This window comes from Synechococcus sp. R3-13 (genome assembly GCF_047462195.1).
GTDB lineage: Bacteria > Cyanobacteriota > Cyanobacteriia > Thermostichales > Thermostichaceae > Thermostichus.
Map to the genome: position 1 here is coordinate 19,909 of NZ_JANSIO010000262.1, position 16,432 is coordinate 36,340.

15 protein-coding genes are annotated in these 16,432 nt (G+C 60.2%); 12 read left to right on the forward strand and 3 right to left on the reverse strand.

The features are described from left to right. The 7 genes from NW856_RS08160 to NW856_RS08190 form a co-directional block, all read left to right on the forward strand. On the forward strand, positions 1–1,069 hold a 1,069-nt coding region (locus NW856_RS08160), incomplete at its 5' end, for a M16 family metallopeptidase (protein ID WP_414399782.1). 553 nt (positions 1,070–1,622) lie between these two features. Further along, the gene (locus NW856_RS08165; RefSeq protein WP_414330801.1) at positions 1,623–1,775 is read left to right on the forward strand and encodes a photosystem II protein Y; all 153 of its coding nucleotides are present in this window, start codon (positions 1,623–1,625) and stop codon (positions 1,773–1,775) included. A 34-nt stretch (positions 1,776–1,809) separates the two neighbouring features. Then, complete coding sequence (locus NW856_RS08170; RefSeq protein WP_414399783.1) at positions 1,810–2,910, forward strand: NAD(P)/FAD-dependent oxidoreductase; 1,101 nt, start codon at positions 1,810–1,812, stop codon at positions 2,908–2,910. A gap of 178 nt (positions 2,911–3,088) precedes the next feature. Beyond that, a complete protein-coding gene (locus tag NW856_RS08175; protein WP_414399784.1) occupies positions 3,089–3,994 on the forward strand; it encodes a 6-carboxytetrahydropterin synthase in 906 nt (301 codons plus the stop codon). Positions 3,995–4,004: 10 nt separating this feature from the next. Beyond that, positions 4,005–5,321, forward strand: coding sequence for a DNA double-strand break repair nuclease NurA (locus NW856_RS08180; protein WP_414399785.1), 1,317 nt, complete (start codon positions 4,005–4,007; stop codon positions 5,319–5,321). A 111-nt stretch (positions 5,322–5,432) separates the two neighbouring features. Further along, complete coding sequence (gene treS / locus NW856_RS08185; RefSeq protein WP_414399786.1) at positions 5,433–8,906, forward strand: maltose alpha-D-glucosyltransferase; 3,474 nt, start codon at positions 5,433–5,435, stop codon at positions 8,904–8,906. A gap of 47 nt (positions 8,907–8,953) precedes the next feature. Continuing rightward, positions 8,954–9,712: an SOS response-associated peptidase gene (locus NW856_RS08190; protein WP_414399787.1), complete on the forward strand. Its 759-nt coding sequence runs from the start codon at positions 8,954–8,956 to the stop codon at positions 9,710–9,712. On the opposite strand, the gene dprA is transcribed toward NW856_RS08190, so the two are convergent. After that, positions 9,651–10,808, reverse strand: a complete 1,158-nt coding sequence (gene dprA / locus NW856_RS08195) for a DNA-processing protein DprA (protein WP_011432322.1) — start codon at positions 10,806–10,808, stop codon at positions 9,651–9,653. The two genes, NW856_RS08190 and dprA, sit on opposite strands and share 62 nt — an antisense overlap. 138 nt (positions 10,809–10,946) lie before the next feature. Here dprA and NW856_RS08200 point away from each other — a divergent pair, with 138 nt between their 5' ends. Genes NW856_RS08200 through NW856_RS08210 form a run of 3 tightly spaced genes read left to right on the forward strand, consistent with a single transcriptional unit; the run spans position 10,947 to position 12,585 of the window. Continuing rightward, the gene (locus NW856_RS08200; protein WP_414399788.1) at positions 10,947–11,138 is read left to right on the forward strand and encodes a hypothetical protein; all 192 of its coding nucleotides are present in this window, start codon (positions 10,947–10,949) and stop codon (positions 11,136–11,138) included. Continuing rightward, positions 11,131–11,928, forward strand: a complete 798-nt coding sequence (locus tag NW856_RS08205; protein WP_414399789.1) for a sodium:solute symporter family transporter — start codon at positions 11,131–11,133, stop codon at positions 11,926–11,928. The genes NW856_RS08200 and NW856_RS08205 overlap by 8 nt, the downstream gene beginning before the upstream one ends. A gap of 6 nt (positions 11,929–11,934) precedes the next feature. Continuing rightward, positions 11,935–12,585 carry a sodium:solute symporter family transporter gene (locus tag NW856_RS08210; protein WP_414399790.1) on the forward strand — a complete coding sequence of 217 codons (651 nt, stop codon included), beginning with the start codon at positions 11,935–11,937 and terminating at the stop codon, positions 12,583–12,585. A 24-nt stretch (positions 12,586–12,609) separates the two neighbouring features. Here the strand turns inward: NW856_RS08210 and NW856_RS08215 are convergent, their stop codons facing one another. Beyond that, complete coding sequence (locus NW856_RS08215; RefSeq protein WP_414399791.1) at positions 12,610–13,434, reverse strand: lysostaphin resistance A-like protein; 825 nt, start codon at positions 13,432–13,434, stop codon at positions 12,610–12,612. A 14-nt stretch (positions 13,435–13,448) separates the two neighbouring features. Further along, positions 13,449–13,730, reverse strand: a complete 282-nt coding sequence (gene clpS / locus NW856_RS08220; protein ID WP_414399792.1) for an ATP-dependent Clp protease adapter ClpS — start codon at positions 13,728–13,730, stop codon at positions 13,449–13,451. Between the two features lie 284 nt (positions 13,731–14,014). Here clpS and NW856_RS08225 point away from each other — a divergent pair, with 284 nt between their 5' ends. Continuing rightward, entirely contained in the window at positions 14,015–15,742 is a 1,728-nt protein-coding gene (locus NW856_RS08225) for an alkaline phosphatase D family protein (RefSeq protein WP_414399793.1), read from the forward strand. A gap of 244 nt (positions 15,743–15,986) precedes the next feature. After that, positions 15,987–16,346, forward strand: coding sequence for a hypothetical protein (locus tag NW856_RS08230; RefSeq protein WP_099812809.1), 360 nt, complete (start codon positions 15,987–15,989; stop codon positions 16,344–16,346). Positions 16,347–16,432: the final 86 nt, after the last annotated feature.

The window sequence follows — 16,432 nt, forward strand, 5'->3', positions numbered from 1 at the left end:
GCTGGGAGCCTCGCTATCGGTGGACAGTTCTGCCGACTATTTCGAGGTGAGCCTGCGCTGTGTGGCTGCCGATTTCCCGGAGTTGCTGGATTTGCTGGCGGAGATATTACGGGATCCCAGTTTTCCTGAAGAGGAGGTGGCGCGAGAGCAGGCGTTGATGCTGCAGGCCATCCGCGCCCAACAGGAACGGCCCTTCAGCTTGGCTTTCGAGCAGGTGCAACAAGCCCTCTATGGGGATCATCCCTACGCTCTGCCGGGGTTGGGACGGCTGGAAACGGTGGGATCCCTGACCCGCGAGGATTTGGTAGCCTATCACGCGGCCTACTGTCGTCCCAATGGAATGGTGATGGTGGTGATCGGCCCAGAGCCGCCGGAGCAGATGGCTGCCCAGGTGGAAGCGGCTTTGGGAGACTGGGTTGTTCCCGGCCCCTCTCCAGAGGATCGGGATGTTCCCCTGCCCCCTCTGAGGGATCCCCAACTGCTGAGGTTGCCCCAGCCCACTCAGCAGACAACAATCTTGATTGGGTTTCGCGGATCCCCTGCTGCTTCTGCGGATTATCCGGCCCTGAAGTTGCTGGCCACCTACTTGGGCAGCGGTCTATCCAGCCGTCTGTTTGTGGAACTGCGGGAGCGCTGTGGCCTGGCCTATGAGGTCTCGGCTTTTTTTGCCACCCGCCGGGATCCCGCCCCTTTTGGGGTTTACATGGGCACTGCAGCAGAGAACACCCAGGTGGCTCTGGAACGCCTACAAGCAGAAATCCACCGTCTGCAGGCCAATCCGCTCGACCTGGCAGAGGTGGAAATGGCGCAGCGCAAACTTCTGGGCCAATACGCCCTCAGCAAACAAACCAATGCCCAGGTGGCTCAACTGGCGGGCTGGTACGAGATTTTGGGCTTGGGCATGGAGTTTGACCGGCAGTATTTGCAGAGGGTCAGGCAACTCACCCCAGAGCAGCTCCATCAAGCCGCAAAAACCTACCTGACCAACTCGGCCATTGCTCTGGTGGGGCCGGAAGCCGCCTTGGCAGAAGTTGAGCCGGTGTTTTATGGTCGTTTCGATTCAAACTAGGACACTGCACCCACACCTAAAACGTTGGTCGCGTCGGCGTTGCGGAACAGTAATGCACTCGGCCAAAGGCTTTCCTCAATGGCCCAGGCATCTCACCCTAGACTGAACACCGCAGTCTAGAAATGGTCTAGAAACAGCTTAGAAACCCTCGGAAAGGCAGAGGGGCGCCAAGATGGGCTCCGGGGAACTCCCCAAAACAGGGATCCTCTCATGGGCAGCAATATCAAACTGGCTCGGTTGCTGGCTTTGGCGGCAGTTAGCGGTTGATCGGGGTCGATTGTACGCCCCTGCTGGGTACGCTAGTTCTGGACGCGATTCTCGGTGTGGGCCTGTTGGCTCCCGCCTCAGCAGTCCAGATGGGGCAAAGTCTGTCCGGTAGGGATCCCCATTTAGGTTTATTCTGGACTTAGCCATCTTTCCAGAGTTGCACCTCAGCTTGTGCGGGATCCAGAGTCGAAAATGGTTTCACCCTATCGGGATTCCGGCAGTTGCCAACCCTGGAGGCTCTTGTTCCGAGCAGTCGGTAAATCTATGTTAGGGGGGGATGAAAACCATGGACATTGATCTTCGTCCGCTGATCGTTTTGTCGCCCATTGTTTTGGTGGTTGCCTGGGCTGCTTACAACATCATCAAGGCTGCCATCAAGGGGGAGGCCAAGCTCTTCGGCGAAAGAGGCAACAACCCCTTTGGCAGAGGGGGGAGCTGAACGTGCGGATCCGCTCACAGCCGGCAGGCTCAGTATGCTAGGTGAGGAGACCCAGGCAGCGGTAACGCCCTCCGAGGGGACAAGCCCAAAATCCGCTGATGTGATTGTTATTGGGGCCGGAGTGGCCGGCTTGGTGTGTGCAAGGCAACTGCTGCGGGCAGGGCTCCAGGTTCTGGTGCTGGAAAAATCGGCAGGCTTGGGCGGGCGCATGGCCACCCGTCGAGTTGAACATGCTGGACAAACGGTGCCGGTGGATCATGGAGCTCAATACCTGACCGCCGACTCGGATGGCTTTCATCGCTGGGTGAAGGAGCTGCTGGGCCTGGGGCTGCTGACGGAATGGACACGCTCGCTGCATGTGCTGGATCGAGAAGGGCTGCGCCCGGAGGATCCCAACGATGAAAAACCGCGCTATGTCTGCCCTCAGGGCATGACGACGCTGGCCAAACACCTGGCTGCCCCGCTGTCGGTACACACCCAAACTCGTGTGGTCAGCCTCAAACCTTTGGTAACCACCTGGCAATTGAAAGCGGAGAACGGCCAATGCTACGAGGCTGCTGCCTTGGTGGCGACAATCCCGGCCCCCCAGTTGCTGCCTTTGCTCCGCGAAGGGATCCCCCCGGCTGATAACCTGTTGTCTCTGCTGGGATCCGCCCAGTATCAACCCTGCCTTGCGGTTTTGGCGGGCTACTCCGAGAACATACCGCCACCGCCCTGGAAGGGGATCAAGTGCTTGGAAGATCCAATGTTGGCCTGGCTGGGACTGGACAGCAGCAAGCGCCTGCAGCCGCTCCCGCCTGTGGTGGTCTTGCATGGGGGGGCGGAGTGGTCATCTCTGTACCTGGAGGCCAGCCCACCTGAGCTGGAAAAGGCCGGTCGAGAATTGCTGGCCCACGCGGCCCAACGGCTGGATCCCTGGCTGGCTTCGCCACAATGGATGCAGGTGCACCGTTGGCGCTACGCATTGCCTTTGGAAACCACGGGATTGGCCAGCCTAAGCACCCGTATTCCCGCCGCTGAGGGATTGCCTTTGGTTTGTGCCGGCGATTGGTGCGCCGGAGGGCGCGTAGAGGGGGCTTGGCTCTCAGGACACAATGCCGCCAAAACCTTGCTCGAAATGCTTTCTGGGAAATGAGGGTATGCACAGGCCGACCCGGTCGGCAGGGCAAGTGCCTGACCTGGCGCAGGACAGAGATGACGGCAAGACCACTGGGAGGGTAGGCTGAGGGCCGCTGAGAATTTCCACCCTCTGGGCCGGGGAGTGTGTCAAGCTGAAAGGGTGGATCCCCTGGCAGGTACTCTCCTCTCCATTTATGCCCAGAACCTGCACAATCTACCGTCGGGCGCAATTTGCCGCCAGCCACCGGTACTGGTTGCCCGAGCTCTCAGAAGCCGAGAACTTGGCCCGCTTTGGCCCCAATGCCCGTTTTCCCGGCCACGGCCACAACTACGTGCTGGAGGTGGGCATGAGTGGCGAGGTGGATGACTACGGGATGGTGCTCAACCTCTCGGATGTAAAGCAAGTGATCCGGCAGCGGGTGATTCAAGATCTCAACTTTGCCTATCTGAATCAAGCTTGGCCGGAATTTGCCCAAACCTTGCCCACCACCGAGTTTATCGCCTACGCGATTTGGCAACGCCTGGCCGAGGCTCTGCCCCTGACCAGCGTCCGTCTGTACGAGGATCCCGAACTTTGGGCCGATTACCGAGGAGAAGCCATGCAAGCCTACCTGACGGTTGCCACCCATTTCAGCGCTGCCCACCGTTTGGCTCTGGATCACCTGAGTTTTGAAGAAAACAGCGCCATTTACGGCCTCTGTGCCCGTCCCCACGGCCACGGCCACAACTACGGCCTGGAAATTACCGTCAAGGGATCCATCCATCCGCGCACGGGGATGATCGTGGACTTGGCAGCCTTGCAGCAGGTGATCGACGAGTGGGTGGTGAAGCCTCTGGATCACACCTTTTTGAACAAAGACATCCCCTACTTTGCCCAGGTGGTGCCCACCGCCGAAAACATTGCCCTCTACATCCAGCGGCTGCTGACTCTGCCCCTGCGGGAGCTGGGGGTGCAGTTGCATCGGGTTCGCCTGCAGGAGAGTCCCAACAACAGCAGCGAGGTCTACGGGGAGTTTCCGCTGGAAGAGCTGCTCAACTCCTCAGAAGGACAAGATGTGGCTTCTTCCGCTTCTGGCAGCCGTATTGCCATGCAGGGCTGATGCGGCCATCATGTTGGATCTGGTTAAGCTGAGCGGGCAAATTCCTGCGTTCACCCGGCACCTGCAACAGGAGTCGAAAGCCAGCCAAGAACGCCTCCGCCAAGTCTGGCAAGTTTTCGAGCGCTGGCAGCAGGAGCCGCAGGTTTGGCAGTCCCGCTGGGTGGAGTGGGGATCCCATCTGTCGTTTGTTTGCGCCAGCCCCGCCGAGCCGCCGGAAGCCTGGGGATCCCTGCCCAAGGTCGAGCCTCTGCAGGGGCGACACACGGTGGTGGCCACGGATGGATCCCAGATTTTGCCCAGTCACCACGAGATTGCCTACTGCTCGCTGATCAATGTTGGGCGCGTGGTTCTCCACTACGGCACCCAGGAGTGGCCGCTCCTGGACAGCCAGCCCCTGCTGCTGTATGGAGATGGGCCCCTTGCCCAGCAAAACCGCTCAGACTCCCCTCTCTCGGAACCGCGGGCAGAAGGGTTGCCGAGGGCCCCCCTTAACCGGCGAGACTCTCGCCCGCAGCGCGCTCCAGGTGAACGCAATCCTACCAGCGGCACGGAGTCCTCGTTGGGGCTGGAAGAGATATTGGCCTTACGACGCTCCCAAGCGGAACTGGAGGAGCTGGCTCGTTTGGCCCTGTCGGTGCCCCGTCGCCGCACCACGCTGGCGCTCCTGGATGGATCCCTAATCCCTTGGGGACTGGAGCCTCTGCCCCAGTCGGCCCGGCGCCCCTGGTTGGATCCCATTCTGGCGACCTTGGAGCAGTTGCGGGCGGCCCGCATTCCTCTCGTGGGTTACATCAGCGCCTCCCGCAGCAGCGAAACCCTCAACTACCTGCGCTTGGGGCTGTGCCCGTACCTGGGCTGTGACTGCTACCGCTACTGTCCCGGCGAGAAGTCTCCTCCCTGCCATCCCTTCGCCCCCCTGGCAGACCGCGTCTTTTGGGGATCCCTGCTGCAGCCGGGAGAGCGCAGCCCCCTTTGGCGCAGCGGCGCCAGCGTGTTGGACGCCTTCGGGGAACACCACGTCCACTGTTGTTACCTCAATGTTGGCGAGGGATCCCTGGGCCAAGCCGAAATTGCTCGCCTGGAGTTTCCCGCTTGGGTGGTCCAGGATGCGGAGTTGCTGCAGCGGGCTCTGGCAGGGGTGCTGAGCCAAGTGCACAAGGGCTTTGGCTACCCCATCGCCTTGGCGGAAGCCCATCATTTGGCGGTGGTGAGAAGCGGGGATCGGCAGCGGTTTTTTGCCTTGATCGAGCAGGAGCTGATCCGCACCGGCCTGCGCCACGTGGCCGTCTCTCGCAAGGAAGCCCAGAAGCGGAGTGGCATTGCCTGAACCGACGCCGGGGATCCCTGGCACCCAAGAGAAGGCTGTAGCCTATTGATGGGGATCCCCATTCAACGGCTAGGGTTGCCAAGGCGTCCCAATCCTGTCTCTGTTGCCAACATGACCGACATGATGATCCGAGCCCCTCTGCGCAGCCTCATCTCCCCCCTCATCCACGACCCCCTTTGGTACAAAGATGCAATCATCTACGAGCTGCCGGTACGGGCCTTTTTCGACAGCGACGGCGATGGCGTGGGCGACTTCCAGGGCCTGACCGAAAAGCTGGACTACTTGCAAGAACTGGGGATTACAGCCGTCTGGCTGCTGCCGTTTTTCCCCTCGCCTTTAAAAGATGACGGCTACGACGTTTCTGACTTTACCAGTGTTCACCCTGACTTGGGCACCCTAGAGGACTTCAAGATCTTTCTGGAGGCTGCCCATAAGCGGGGGATCCGCGTCATCATTGAGCTCATCCTCAACCACACTTCGGATCAGCACCCCTGGTTTCAGCGGGCCAGACGAGCTGCCCCCGGCACCCCCGAGCGGGACTTTTACGTTTGGAGCGATACCCCCGAAAAGTACAAAGAGGCCCGCATTATCTTTCAAGACTTTGAAGCCTCCAACTGGACCTGGGATTCAGCGGCCAAGGCCTACTACTGGCACCGCTTTTACTCCCACCAGCCAGATCTCAACTACGACAACCCCGCCGTACAAAAAGCCATGTTCGAGGTGGTGGACTTTTGGCTGAGCTTGGGGGTAGATGGCATGCGGCTGGACGCGGTGCCTTATCTCTACGAGCGGGAGGGCACCACCTGCGAGAGCCTACCGGAGACCCATGCCTTTCTCAAGGCTCTGCGCCGACACATTGACCAAAGGTATCCTGGCCGCATGCTGCTGGCGGAGGCCAACCAGTGGCCAGAAGATGCTGTGGCCTACTTCGGCGATGGGGACGAGTGCCACATGGAGTTCCACTTTCCCCTCATGCCACGGCTGTTTATGGCCATCCAGATGGAGGATCGCTTCCCCATCATTGACATCCTGCAACAAACCCCTCCCATTCCTGAAACCTGCCAGTGGGCCCTCTTCCTGCGCAACCACGACGAGCTCACCCTGGAGATGGTCACTGACGAGGAGCGGGACTACATGTACCAGGTGTACGCCAAGGATCCCAACGCGCGGGTGAACCTGGGGATCCGCCGCCGCTTGGCCCCCCTGCTGGGCAACAGCCGCCGCCGCATCGAGCTGATGAACAGCCTGCTGTTTTCTCTGCCCGGCACGCCGGTCATCTACTACGGGGACGAGATCGGCATGGGGGACAACATCTACCTGGGGGATCGCAATAGCGTGCGCACCCCCATGCAGTGGAGCGCCGACCGCAACGCTGGCTTTTCCCGGGCCAACCCTCAGAAGCTCTACCTGCCCATCGTCATCGACGCCGAGTACCACTACGAAGCTGTCAATGTGGAGGCGCAGCGAAACAACCCCCATTCCCTGTGGTGGACCATGAAGCGGCTCATCGCCGTGCGCAAGCGATTCCAAGCTTTTGGCCGCGGCTCCTTTGAGCTGCTCCACCCGGAAAATCGCAAGGTGCTTGCCTTTGTACGAGCCTACCGCGGCGAGCGCATCTTGGTGGTGGCCAATCTCTCCCGCTACGCCCAGTGGGTGGGGCTGGATCTATCGCCGTGGGAAGGATTGATCCCGGTGGAGATCTTTGGCCACACCGAGTTTCCCCCTATTGGGCGACTGCCCTATTTCCTAACGCTAGGCCCCCATTCCTTTTACTGGTTTTCCCTTGAGCCCCAAACGGAGACCATCCACCTCAGCCCCAGCAAAGCGGAGGAGCAGGAACGCCTGGTCCCTCTGGTTGTTCAAAGTGGTAGTCCTCTGGTTGTTCAAAGTGGTAGTTGGGACAGTCTCTTGCAAGGGGAAAGCCAAAAGCAGCTGGAGGCAGTCTTGGCGGACTACCTCTACCGCTGTCGTTGGTTTGGCTCCCAAAACCGCCAGCTCCAGGCGATCCATATCCTGCAGGCTATCCCCTGCCGCCGAGAAGAGGAGTCCTTGCTGGGCAGCCAGATCTTGCTTCTCCAGGCCGAGTTTATCGAGGGCGATACGCAGCTCTACTCTCTCCCTGTGGGCTATGCCACCCAAGAAGCAGCCGTACACCTGCGCCTAGAGATGCCCCAGGCGGTCATCCTCCCTGTGCAAGTGGCCGGAGGGCCGGCGGGAGTAATTTTCAACGCTCTGGCTGACAAAAGCTTCTTGCTGCGGCTGCTGCAGCTAATTGCCCAGCAGGGCCGCCTGCGTCACCGTCAGGGAGAGCTCTGGGCCACTAGCTTTGCTGCCCTTGAGCATGACCTGGAACCCCGCCTCCTCAAGGCGGAGCAGAGCTACACCTCCGTTGTCTATGGCAACCACTACCTCCTCAAGCTCTACCACCGGGTGGCCGAGGGGGTAAACCCAGAGCTGGAGATAGGCCGCTACCTGCTGGAGCACCATCCCCAAGTGCGGGTGCCGCGGCTGCTGGGATCCCTGGAGTATCGCCGTCGTCGCGGGGCCCGTGGGTTTGATCCCGCCGATCAGCCCATTACCCTGGCCATTTTGCAGGAGTACATCCCCAACGAGGGAGATGCCTGGCACTACACCCTGGACAGCCTGGGGCAATTTTTTGAGGCGGTGCTGGTTCACTACCAAGAGGTGGATCCCGTGCCCGTGCCGCAGGGATCCTTCTTGGAGCTTTCCCAACAGCCCTTGCCGGAGCTGGCCTATGCCACCATCGGCAGCTACCTGGAATCGGTGCGGATCCTGGCCAAGCGCACCGCCGAGCTGCACATCGCCCTGGCTGCCGCTCGCGTCAGCGGGACGGAGTCCTTTACGGAGAACAAAGACTTTGCCCCAGAGCCTTTCTCCAGCCTGTACCAGCGCTCCATCTATCAATCGATGCGCAACTTGGTGGGGCAGGTGTTTCCGCTGCTGTTCGCGTCAGCGGGACGGAGTCCTTATAAGCAGATCCCCAAGCTGCCGGAGGCAGAGGCCAACCTGGCTCGGGCTGTTTGCGACCAAGAAGGGGAAATCATGAGCCGCTTCCGCCTGATCCTAGAGCGGAAGATCACCGCCCTGCGTACCCGCTGCCACGGGGATTATCACCTGGGCCAGGTGCTGTTTACCGGCAAAGACTTTGTCATCATCGACTTTGAAGGGGAGCCGGCCCGCTCTTTGGGCGAACGGCGTCTCAAGCGTTGCCCCTTACGGGATGTGGCGGGGATGCTGCGATCCTTCCACTATGCTGTCCACACAGCTTTGCGCCAGCAACTGGAGAGCGGCTTGGTCTGCGCCGACCACTGCCCCGACATGATGCGGTGGGCCCAGTTTTGGCACCGCTGGGTCTGCGCGGGCTTTTTGGCCGAATATCTGCAGGTGGCTTCCCAAGCGGCTTTTTTGCCCCGCAGCCTGCAAGAGATAGAGGTGTTGTTGGACGCCTATCTGCTGGAAAAAGCCATTTACGAGCTGGGCTATGAGTTGAACCACCGCCCCGAGTGGGTGGAGATTCCCCTGCGCGGGATCCTGCAGTTGCTGGGCATTTCCGCCAAGGTTTAGGGGATCCTGTCGGCAGGCCATTTGGGGTGAGCGACTGGGGGACAAACATGTGTGGACGGTTTAGCCTGGCAGTGGCCCCAGAAGTGCTGATGCAGCATTTCGGCTTGCCGGCGGCAGCCCAAGAAAGGGCAGCTGTCCCCCGGTATAACATCGCTCCTTCTCAGCCGGTGCTGGCGGTGGTGGCGGGATCCCTTCAGCGCGAGGCAACCCATTTTCGCTGGGGCCTGATCCCCGCTTGGAGCCAAGCCGCCAAGGCCGGGTTGATCAATGCTCGTTCTGAAACGGTGGCCGAGAAGCCTTCTTTCCGCGAAGCTTTCCGCCGTCGTCGCTGCTTGATCCCGGCAGATGGCTTCTACGAGTGGGCCGACCAGGGTACAGGCAAGAAGGGCAGACAACCCTACTGGTTTCACCTGGTGGATCGACCGGTATTTGCCTTTGCCGGGATTTGGGAACGCTGGCGCAGCCCAGAGGGAGTGGAGGTGGAAACCTGTGCCATCCTCAACACCGCTGCCAACCGCCTGATGCGGCTTTTTCACGAGCGGATGCCCGTGATTTTGACGGAAAACGACTACGACCTTTGGCTGGATCCCCAGGTGCAGGATCCCAAGCTGCTGTTGCCCCTGCTTCGCCCCTACCCGGCAGAGGCCATGGTGGCTTATCCGGTCAGCACCCATGTGAACAATCCCCGCCACGAGGATCCCACTTGCCGCGCTCCCACAGGAGAGGCAGTGCAGGGATCCAGCCTCAGCGAGCCCGCTGGTAGCGCATCCCCGGCAGTTGTACCAGCCAGCCTTCCAATTCCATAAGCAGCAGGGTACTGGAAAGGGTGGCAATATCCATCTGGCTAGCCTGGGCCAGGGCATCGAGGCTGAGGATGCCCTCTCCTAGCAGCTGCCAGAGCAGTTGCTGTTGGGGATCGCTGGGGCCAGTGGACGAGGGCTGCTTTAGCACAGGGGATCCCTGGAGGAGGCCCAAGTCTTTCAACAGCTCCTCGATCCCCAGGATCATGCCGGCGCCGTCGCGGATGAGCTGCAGGCAGCCGCGGGCTGCTGCCGTGTCGATGTTCCCCGGCAGGGCATACACTTCCCGACCGTAGTGGTTGGCCAGGTGAGCAGTAATTAGCGCTCCCGAGGTTTCCGGAGCCTCCATCACCAAAGTGGCGCGGCAGAGGCCGGCAATGATGCGGTTGCGCTGGGGAAAATGCTCCTTGGCCGGTGGCGTGCCGGGGGGATATTCGCTGAGGATGGCCCCTTGGGCCAGGATGCGCCGGTAGAGAGCTTGATGGTGAGCTGGGTAAACTTTGTCCACCCCCGTTCCCACCACGGCCACCGTCTTGCCGCCGGCATCCAGACAGGCCTGGTGGGCAATGCCGTCGATCCCCGTTGCCAGCCCCGAGACCACCACACAGCCAGCTTCCGCCAGGGCAGCGCTGACTTTCTGGGTCCACTGTCGACCGTAGGCCGTAGGGGCGCGGGTGCCGACAATGGCAATAGCCGGCTGTTGCCAATTGGGACATTCTCCTAGGGCATAGAGAATGGGCGGGGGATCTGGCACCTCCCACAGCAGCGGCGGATAGTCCGGATCTGCAGGCGTGAGAAAGGGGATCCCCGCTTTGAGGGTTTCCTCCAGGATCTGCTCGGGATCAAGGCCAGGACGGGCAGAGACAATAGCCTGGGCCAGGGTGGGGCCAATGCCTTCCACCTGCCGCAGGGCCGGGGCATCCGCTTGCCAAGCCCGCTCCAGGGATCCAAAAAACTCCGCCAGCCGCTTGAGCCGGTGGGGGCCAATCCCTTTGATGCGGGCCCAAGCTAGCCAGTAGGGCCGCTCCCGTTCTTCATGGCCTGGCCCACGGGAAGGCTCCCTCTTGCCAACAGGATCTGAAGGGGAAAGGGGAAAAGACAATTTAGCTCTGCGCAGTAGTGGCTGTATCTTAAATGATTGGCAAAAGGAACGCTTGGCAAAAAAGCAGGAGATGGGTAGATGTCAGGGTTGGATCCCGCCGGTAACCCTCAAGGATCAAGGCAGCTGCGGTTTGGGCGGATGCGCCAAGCTTGGGTGTGGGGGGCCTATCTCCTGCTGTGGCTGTTGACCTGGGTGGGATCCCGCTCGGCCCAGCCCCAGTTTTTGGGGATCCCGGCCTGGTATTGGCTGGCGGGATTGGCTGTCCTGCTGTTGGTACCTCTTAACTTCTACATTGTGCGCGTTTGCTGGCCGAGAGGCGGAGATGAGTAACACGGTTTTGAGTCTGGGTGTGGTGGGGGCATACTTGCTGCTGCTGGCGGCCATTGGCTTCTGGAGCTATCGCCACAGCGGCCAGGATCCGGTGAGCTATTTTTTGGCAGGGCGGGGGTTGGGATCCCTGGCTCTAACCTTGACGACGCTGGCGACGCTGCTCAGTGCCTTTACCTTCATTGGGGTGCCGGCAGATGCCTATACCCACGGCCTAGGGATCTTCCTGGGGGTGGGAGTGACCACCGCCTTCATTTCGGGGCTGTTTTTGTGGGTGGGCTACCGGGTATGGCTAGCAGCCCAACACTTTGGCTTCATCACCCCTTCCGAGTTTTTCGGCCACCGCTTCAACAGCCCTCTTTTGGCTCTACTCTACTGCGTTAGCGCCCTGACGTTTACCGCCCCCTACATCAGCATCCAGATCATTGGCGGAGCCCGCACCCTAGCGGCGGTGTTGGGGGAGGGGATCCCCTACTGGCCCTTGGCGGTGGTGGTGGCGCTGGTGATCTTGGGGTATGTGCTCTTTGGCGGATCCCAGGCGGTGGTCTGGACGGACGTGGTGCAGGGGATCATCTTGATTCTGGGGATGGGGGTGGCCTTTGTTGCAGTGGCTTTCTCCCTAGGGAGAGAAGCGGGTAGCGAACTGGATCCCTGGCTGAGCTTGCCCGGCCCCAATGGGCGCTGGAGCTGGCAGGGGCTATTTGGCAACCAGTTGCTGTTTTTCATGGCCACGCCCCTTTTCCCGCAATTTTTCCAGCGCTTCTACATGGCCAAAAGTGCCCGGCCCTTCTAGACCCTGATGGTAGTCTGGCCGCTGCTGATTCTGCTGGTCTTTTTCCCGGCAGCTCTTCTTGGGGTTTGGGGCCGCCTGGCTTTTCCCGGCCTGGAGAAAGCGGACCAGATCATGCCCCTGATGTTGCAAACTCTGCCCGGCGGTGTGGCAGCGGTGGTGATTACAGCAGCTCTGGCCGCCCTCATGTCCACGGCAGACTCACAGCTCCTTACGGCCAGCTCGTTGGTAACGCGGGATCTGGTAGTGACCCTCTTTAGACGCCAGCTTTCCCCCCACCAAGAAGAACAATTGGGACGCTGGGTGGTGCTGGGGATCGGTTTGGCCTCTTTTGCCATTGCCCTTAACCCGCCGGGGCTGATTGTGGAGATCGCCACCTGGAGCTTTCAGGGAAATGCCATGCTGTTCCCAATCCTGATAGCCGGTCTGTACTGGAAGCGGGCTACCCGCGCTGGGGCTGTAGCAGGAGCCTTGGTCTCCAGTGGCCTGACTTTAGGTTGGCTGTCGGGTCTGTTGCCGCGGGCTTGGACAGGGGGCTGGTTACCCGTAATCCCGGCAGTGGTGATCGGCAGTGGGGTGTTAATTGGCGTAAGCTTGCTTACCCAGCCGCCCAAGGAGCAGGTGACCGCCTACTACGAGGAAGGGCCTTGGGGAGAGTAGGTTATTCTTTATCGATCAGCTCAATCAACGCTTTTCCAGGTCTGCCGGTAGCCAGCCAGCTTGAGCCAGGCCGTTGAGAAATGCGAAAGTCCCTCCTAGAAAAAGCAAGCCCATCAGGCCCGCCAAGGGGTTGCCACCAATCCCCGTTAGCCACGCTGGCGCCCTGCCGGTGTAGTCTATCCAGGCCAAGTTGTTGACCCAGGCCATGCCCCATACCCAACCCGCGTGCAGCCCTAGGCTAAGGCCCAGCTTGTTTTGGTTCCAGACCCTCGCCTGCACCAGCAGCAGCCCCATCAGCCACAGTCCGGGAAATTGCGGCCAGGTGGCGAGAATCTCAGGCAAAGGCTTCAGGAAATGGGCCACAGCAAAGAGGAAGCTGGATCCCCACTGCGCCCCGGCGCGGCCGTAATCTAGCGCCATCTCCTGCAGCAGCCAGCCGCGAAAAAACAGCTCCTCCGCCAGCGCCACCCCCAAGCCCAAAAGCAACCCCAGCAACCCATAGACCAGCAGGGATCCCCCTCCTACCGCCCTCCAACTCAGCCAACCCAGGGATCCCTCCAGGCCCAAAAGCAAGAAAAGCCCCCCGACCCCGATCCCCAGGCCCCACAGGATCCCGCCTCGGCAAGGCCAACTGCCATCCAGTCCATAGGCGGCAAACCCGGATCCCCACACCCATAGCCAGGCTAGCAGCAGGGCATATAGGAGCAGCCACAGGTACTCCCGTCGTTCAGGAAGAAGCCAACTCCCCAGCCCGAGCAACGGCAGCCAGGCCAAGAGCGGGATCGCCAAGAAAAGCAGCAGACGCAGCAGAAATGGACAAGCCCTCAGCTTGGAGATCGGCAGGCCCATCCAACCCGCCCCGCCTAGCGTTCCGGCTCAATGGAACTGGTCAGGCCATGTTGCCGCAACTGTTCGCAGTAAAACTCCGCATGCTCCCGCGGCACCACGATCACCACAGCAACGCCGTTGTGGTGGGCTTCCAGCATGATCTCAGTGGCTTGCGGCGGCATCATGGATGGGATCACCTTGACCAGCACCTGAACCACGTACTCCATGGTGTTGACATCGTCGTTGTGCAGCAACACCCGGTACATGGGCATGTGCTTCGGGGTTACAGAAGGCTTGACCAGAGTCTCCGTAGCCACGACGATCCCTCCTTCGGCAGGGTCAACAAGAAGTCTAAGGAACGCAAAACCGCAAAAATGGGGCAAAAGCAGGAAAAACTGTAATGAAATTTTAGCCTTCTCAGCAAGCTCTGTGAAAAGGCCGTGGGGAACCTGGGCGCAGGGGTCAGAGCCGTTAAACCAACCCTAACCCAGCCTTCACCTGCCCACAACCTCAGCTTGGGGGCAAAAGTGCTTGACTAAAAAGGCGATTGGCCTTTGTTGCGGATCCCTTTACATTTGCCTGCGTCCCTGAGGTGGGTCTCATGAGTTCCCTGCGTTCCCGTCGCTTTTTCCTGCAACTGCTTATGTTTGGAGGTGGGGCAGCCGCCCTGGCTGCCTGTGGAGGCACCTCCAGTTCCTCCATTCCCCCCCTGGGAGAGCCTGGATTTCCCCAAGGGGTATTTGCCGGGGATCCCACCTCGGAAGGGGCGGTGCTTTCCACGCGGGTGATCCCGGCCAGCGCGACAGATACGGTTGCGGTGACGTTGCAGGTGGCCGAGAATTCCGAGTTCAATCCCATCCTGCAACAAGTTCCCCTCACCGCTCGCCGTGTGGCGGGTCGCAACTACCGCACCGAACCGGGCGACTACATTGCCCGCGCCGTCGTCACTGGGCTAAGGCCAGCGCAACGCCATTTCTACCGTTTTGTCAGCGAAGGCTTCACCAGTCCCGTGGGACAGTTCCGCACCCTGCCGGCTCCTGGGGATGGGCGGCCTGTTCGTTTTCTGCACATTAGCTGCGCCAACGAGCCCCCCTTTCCTATTGGGGCAGCCATGTTGGCAGAAGTTAGCCGCGGCGACATCGATTTCATTTCCTTTAACGGCGATACCGTCTACGCCGATCGCTTCTGGCTGGGGTTAGATCCCATCGGCAATCTGGAGTTCTACCGCAGCCTCTATCGGGATCAGCGCGATCCCAACTATGCCGGGCGGGAGTTCGCGCAACTGTTTGGCCGGACTTCCTTTGTTGTCAACTGGGACGATCATGAGGTGATTGACAACTACAGTGGCCAGAAGGCCCGCGGTGGCCGGGCCACTCAGCTCAACGACACCACCGGGCAAACCCGCGATGTGGAAGATCTCAAGGTGCTCGGCTACCAAGCCTTTTTTGAATACAACCCCATTACCCCCAACCTGACAGATGTGGCCGGTGTGGATAGCCGGGATCGGCTGTTTCGCAGCTTCCGCTACGGGGCCAATGCCGAAGTCCTTATCCTGGATCTGCGCCAGTACCGGGATTTGGCGGCGGTCACCCCCATTTTGCCCATTTTGCCCCCCGGCCTGACCCGTCAGCGTTTTTTGGAGCTGGCCGGCATTCGCCTCACGCCCGAACAAGAGACCCTCTTCTTTGGCCCGCCGGGATCCGAACAAGCCCTGTTTAACCTGCTGCGCCGCACGCCCCGTACCCTCTTGGGCAATCCGCAGAAGCAGTGGCTGTTCAACGGCCTGCGCAACTCCACCGCCACCTACAAGTTCATCGTCAGCGAGTTTCCCATCACGGTGACCTATTTCCGCTCCAACGATGTTTGGGAAGGCTACTGGCTGGAGCGGCAGGAAGTCATTGACTTTATCGAGAGCAACAACATCCGCAACGTGGTGTTCTTGACCGGCAACAACCATGCCGGCTTCATCGGACAGGTCAACCCCGGCAGCAGCAACCCCATCTGGGAAGTGTGGACTGGCCCCACCGGGCGGAGCGTTACGGCCCTGAGCATTGACGAGCTGAGCAATCAACTGGGGATCCCCAATGCCAGCCGCCTGTATTACCGGATTGTGAACGGCTTTTTGGCACCGGTGAACCCGACCAATCCGCAAGTGAGCGGGATCCCAGGGGTAACCACAGGCAACCTGCGCTTTTTGGAGCTGGCGGTGCCCAACTACAACGTTATTGAAGTGTCCGGCAGCCGCTGCACCATTCAAATCAAAGGCCCCGCCGGCAGTGTTTTGACGGATCCCTTAGGGCGAAGGGGGGAACTGAATTTGCCGCAATGAGAAGTCGGCTCAACCGATGAGCCAGCTGCGCCGGATTGTCAATCAGAATTAAGGGATCCCTGCTCTACTCGGGATCCCTTTTTTTGTAACTCTTTTTCGCGATTTTCAGCATGGGATTCTTAAGATCCTTAACGTGATCTGAATCATTCGGGAGAAACGGATCTGGGTGCTAGAGTGTGGGCGTTGAGGTGGATCCCTGTAGAAAATCTATTCTTTCTCCGTTTTTCAGTAGGAGGGCAGTCTTATGGCTTCGGTGCGGGGCTGGTTGGTGGCAAGCTTAATAGGAGCGGCCACAGTTATCGGGGGCGCTGCCGCCTGGGCTCAGAGCCGTAGTTTGTGGCTTCTTAATGGACAATCGACCGTAGTTACAGGCTATTTCTACCGAGGTGAAAACATCTGGGCGCAGTGCGACCAGGATTGCTTCGATGTGGATCTGGTGCTTTACGATGCCAGCGGTCAGGTGGTGGCTGCAGACGAACTGTTGGACGATTTCCCCATCGTGCAGGCGCCCTACGAGGGCAACTTTTCTGTCAAGGTGATCATGGCTAGCTGTCTCCACCCCAGTGGTTGTGCTGTGATCGTAGATTCGGACTACAGCTTCTAGAAGGGTGCTGGCTGTCCTCACTTCGCTGCTACTGCTTAGGAACTCAGTCCGTAGCCTAGGTCGTGTTGATCTTATGTTAGGATAGA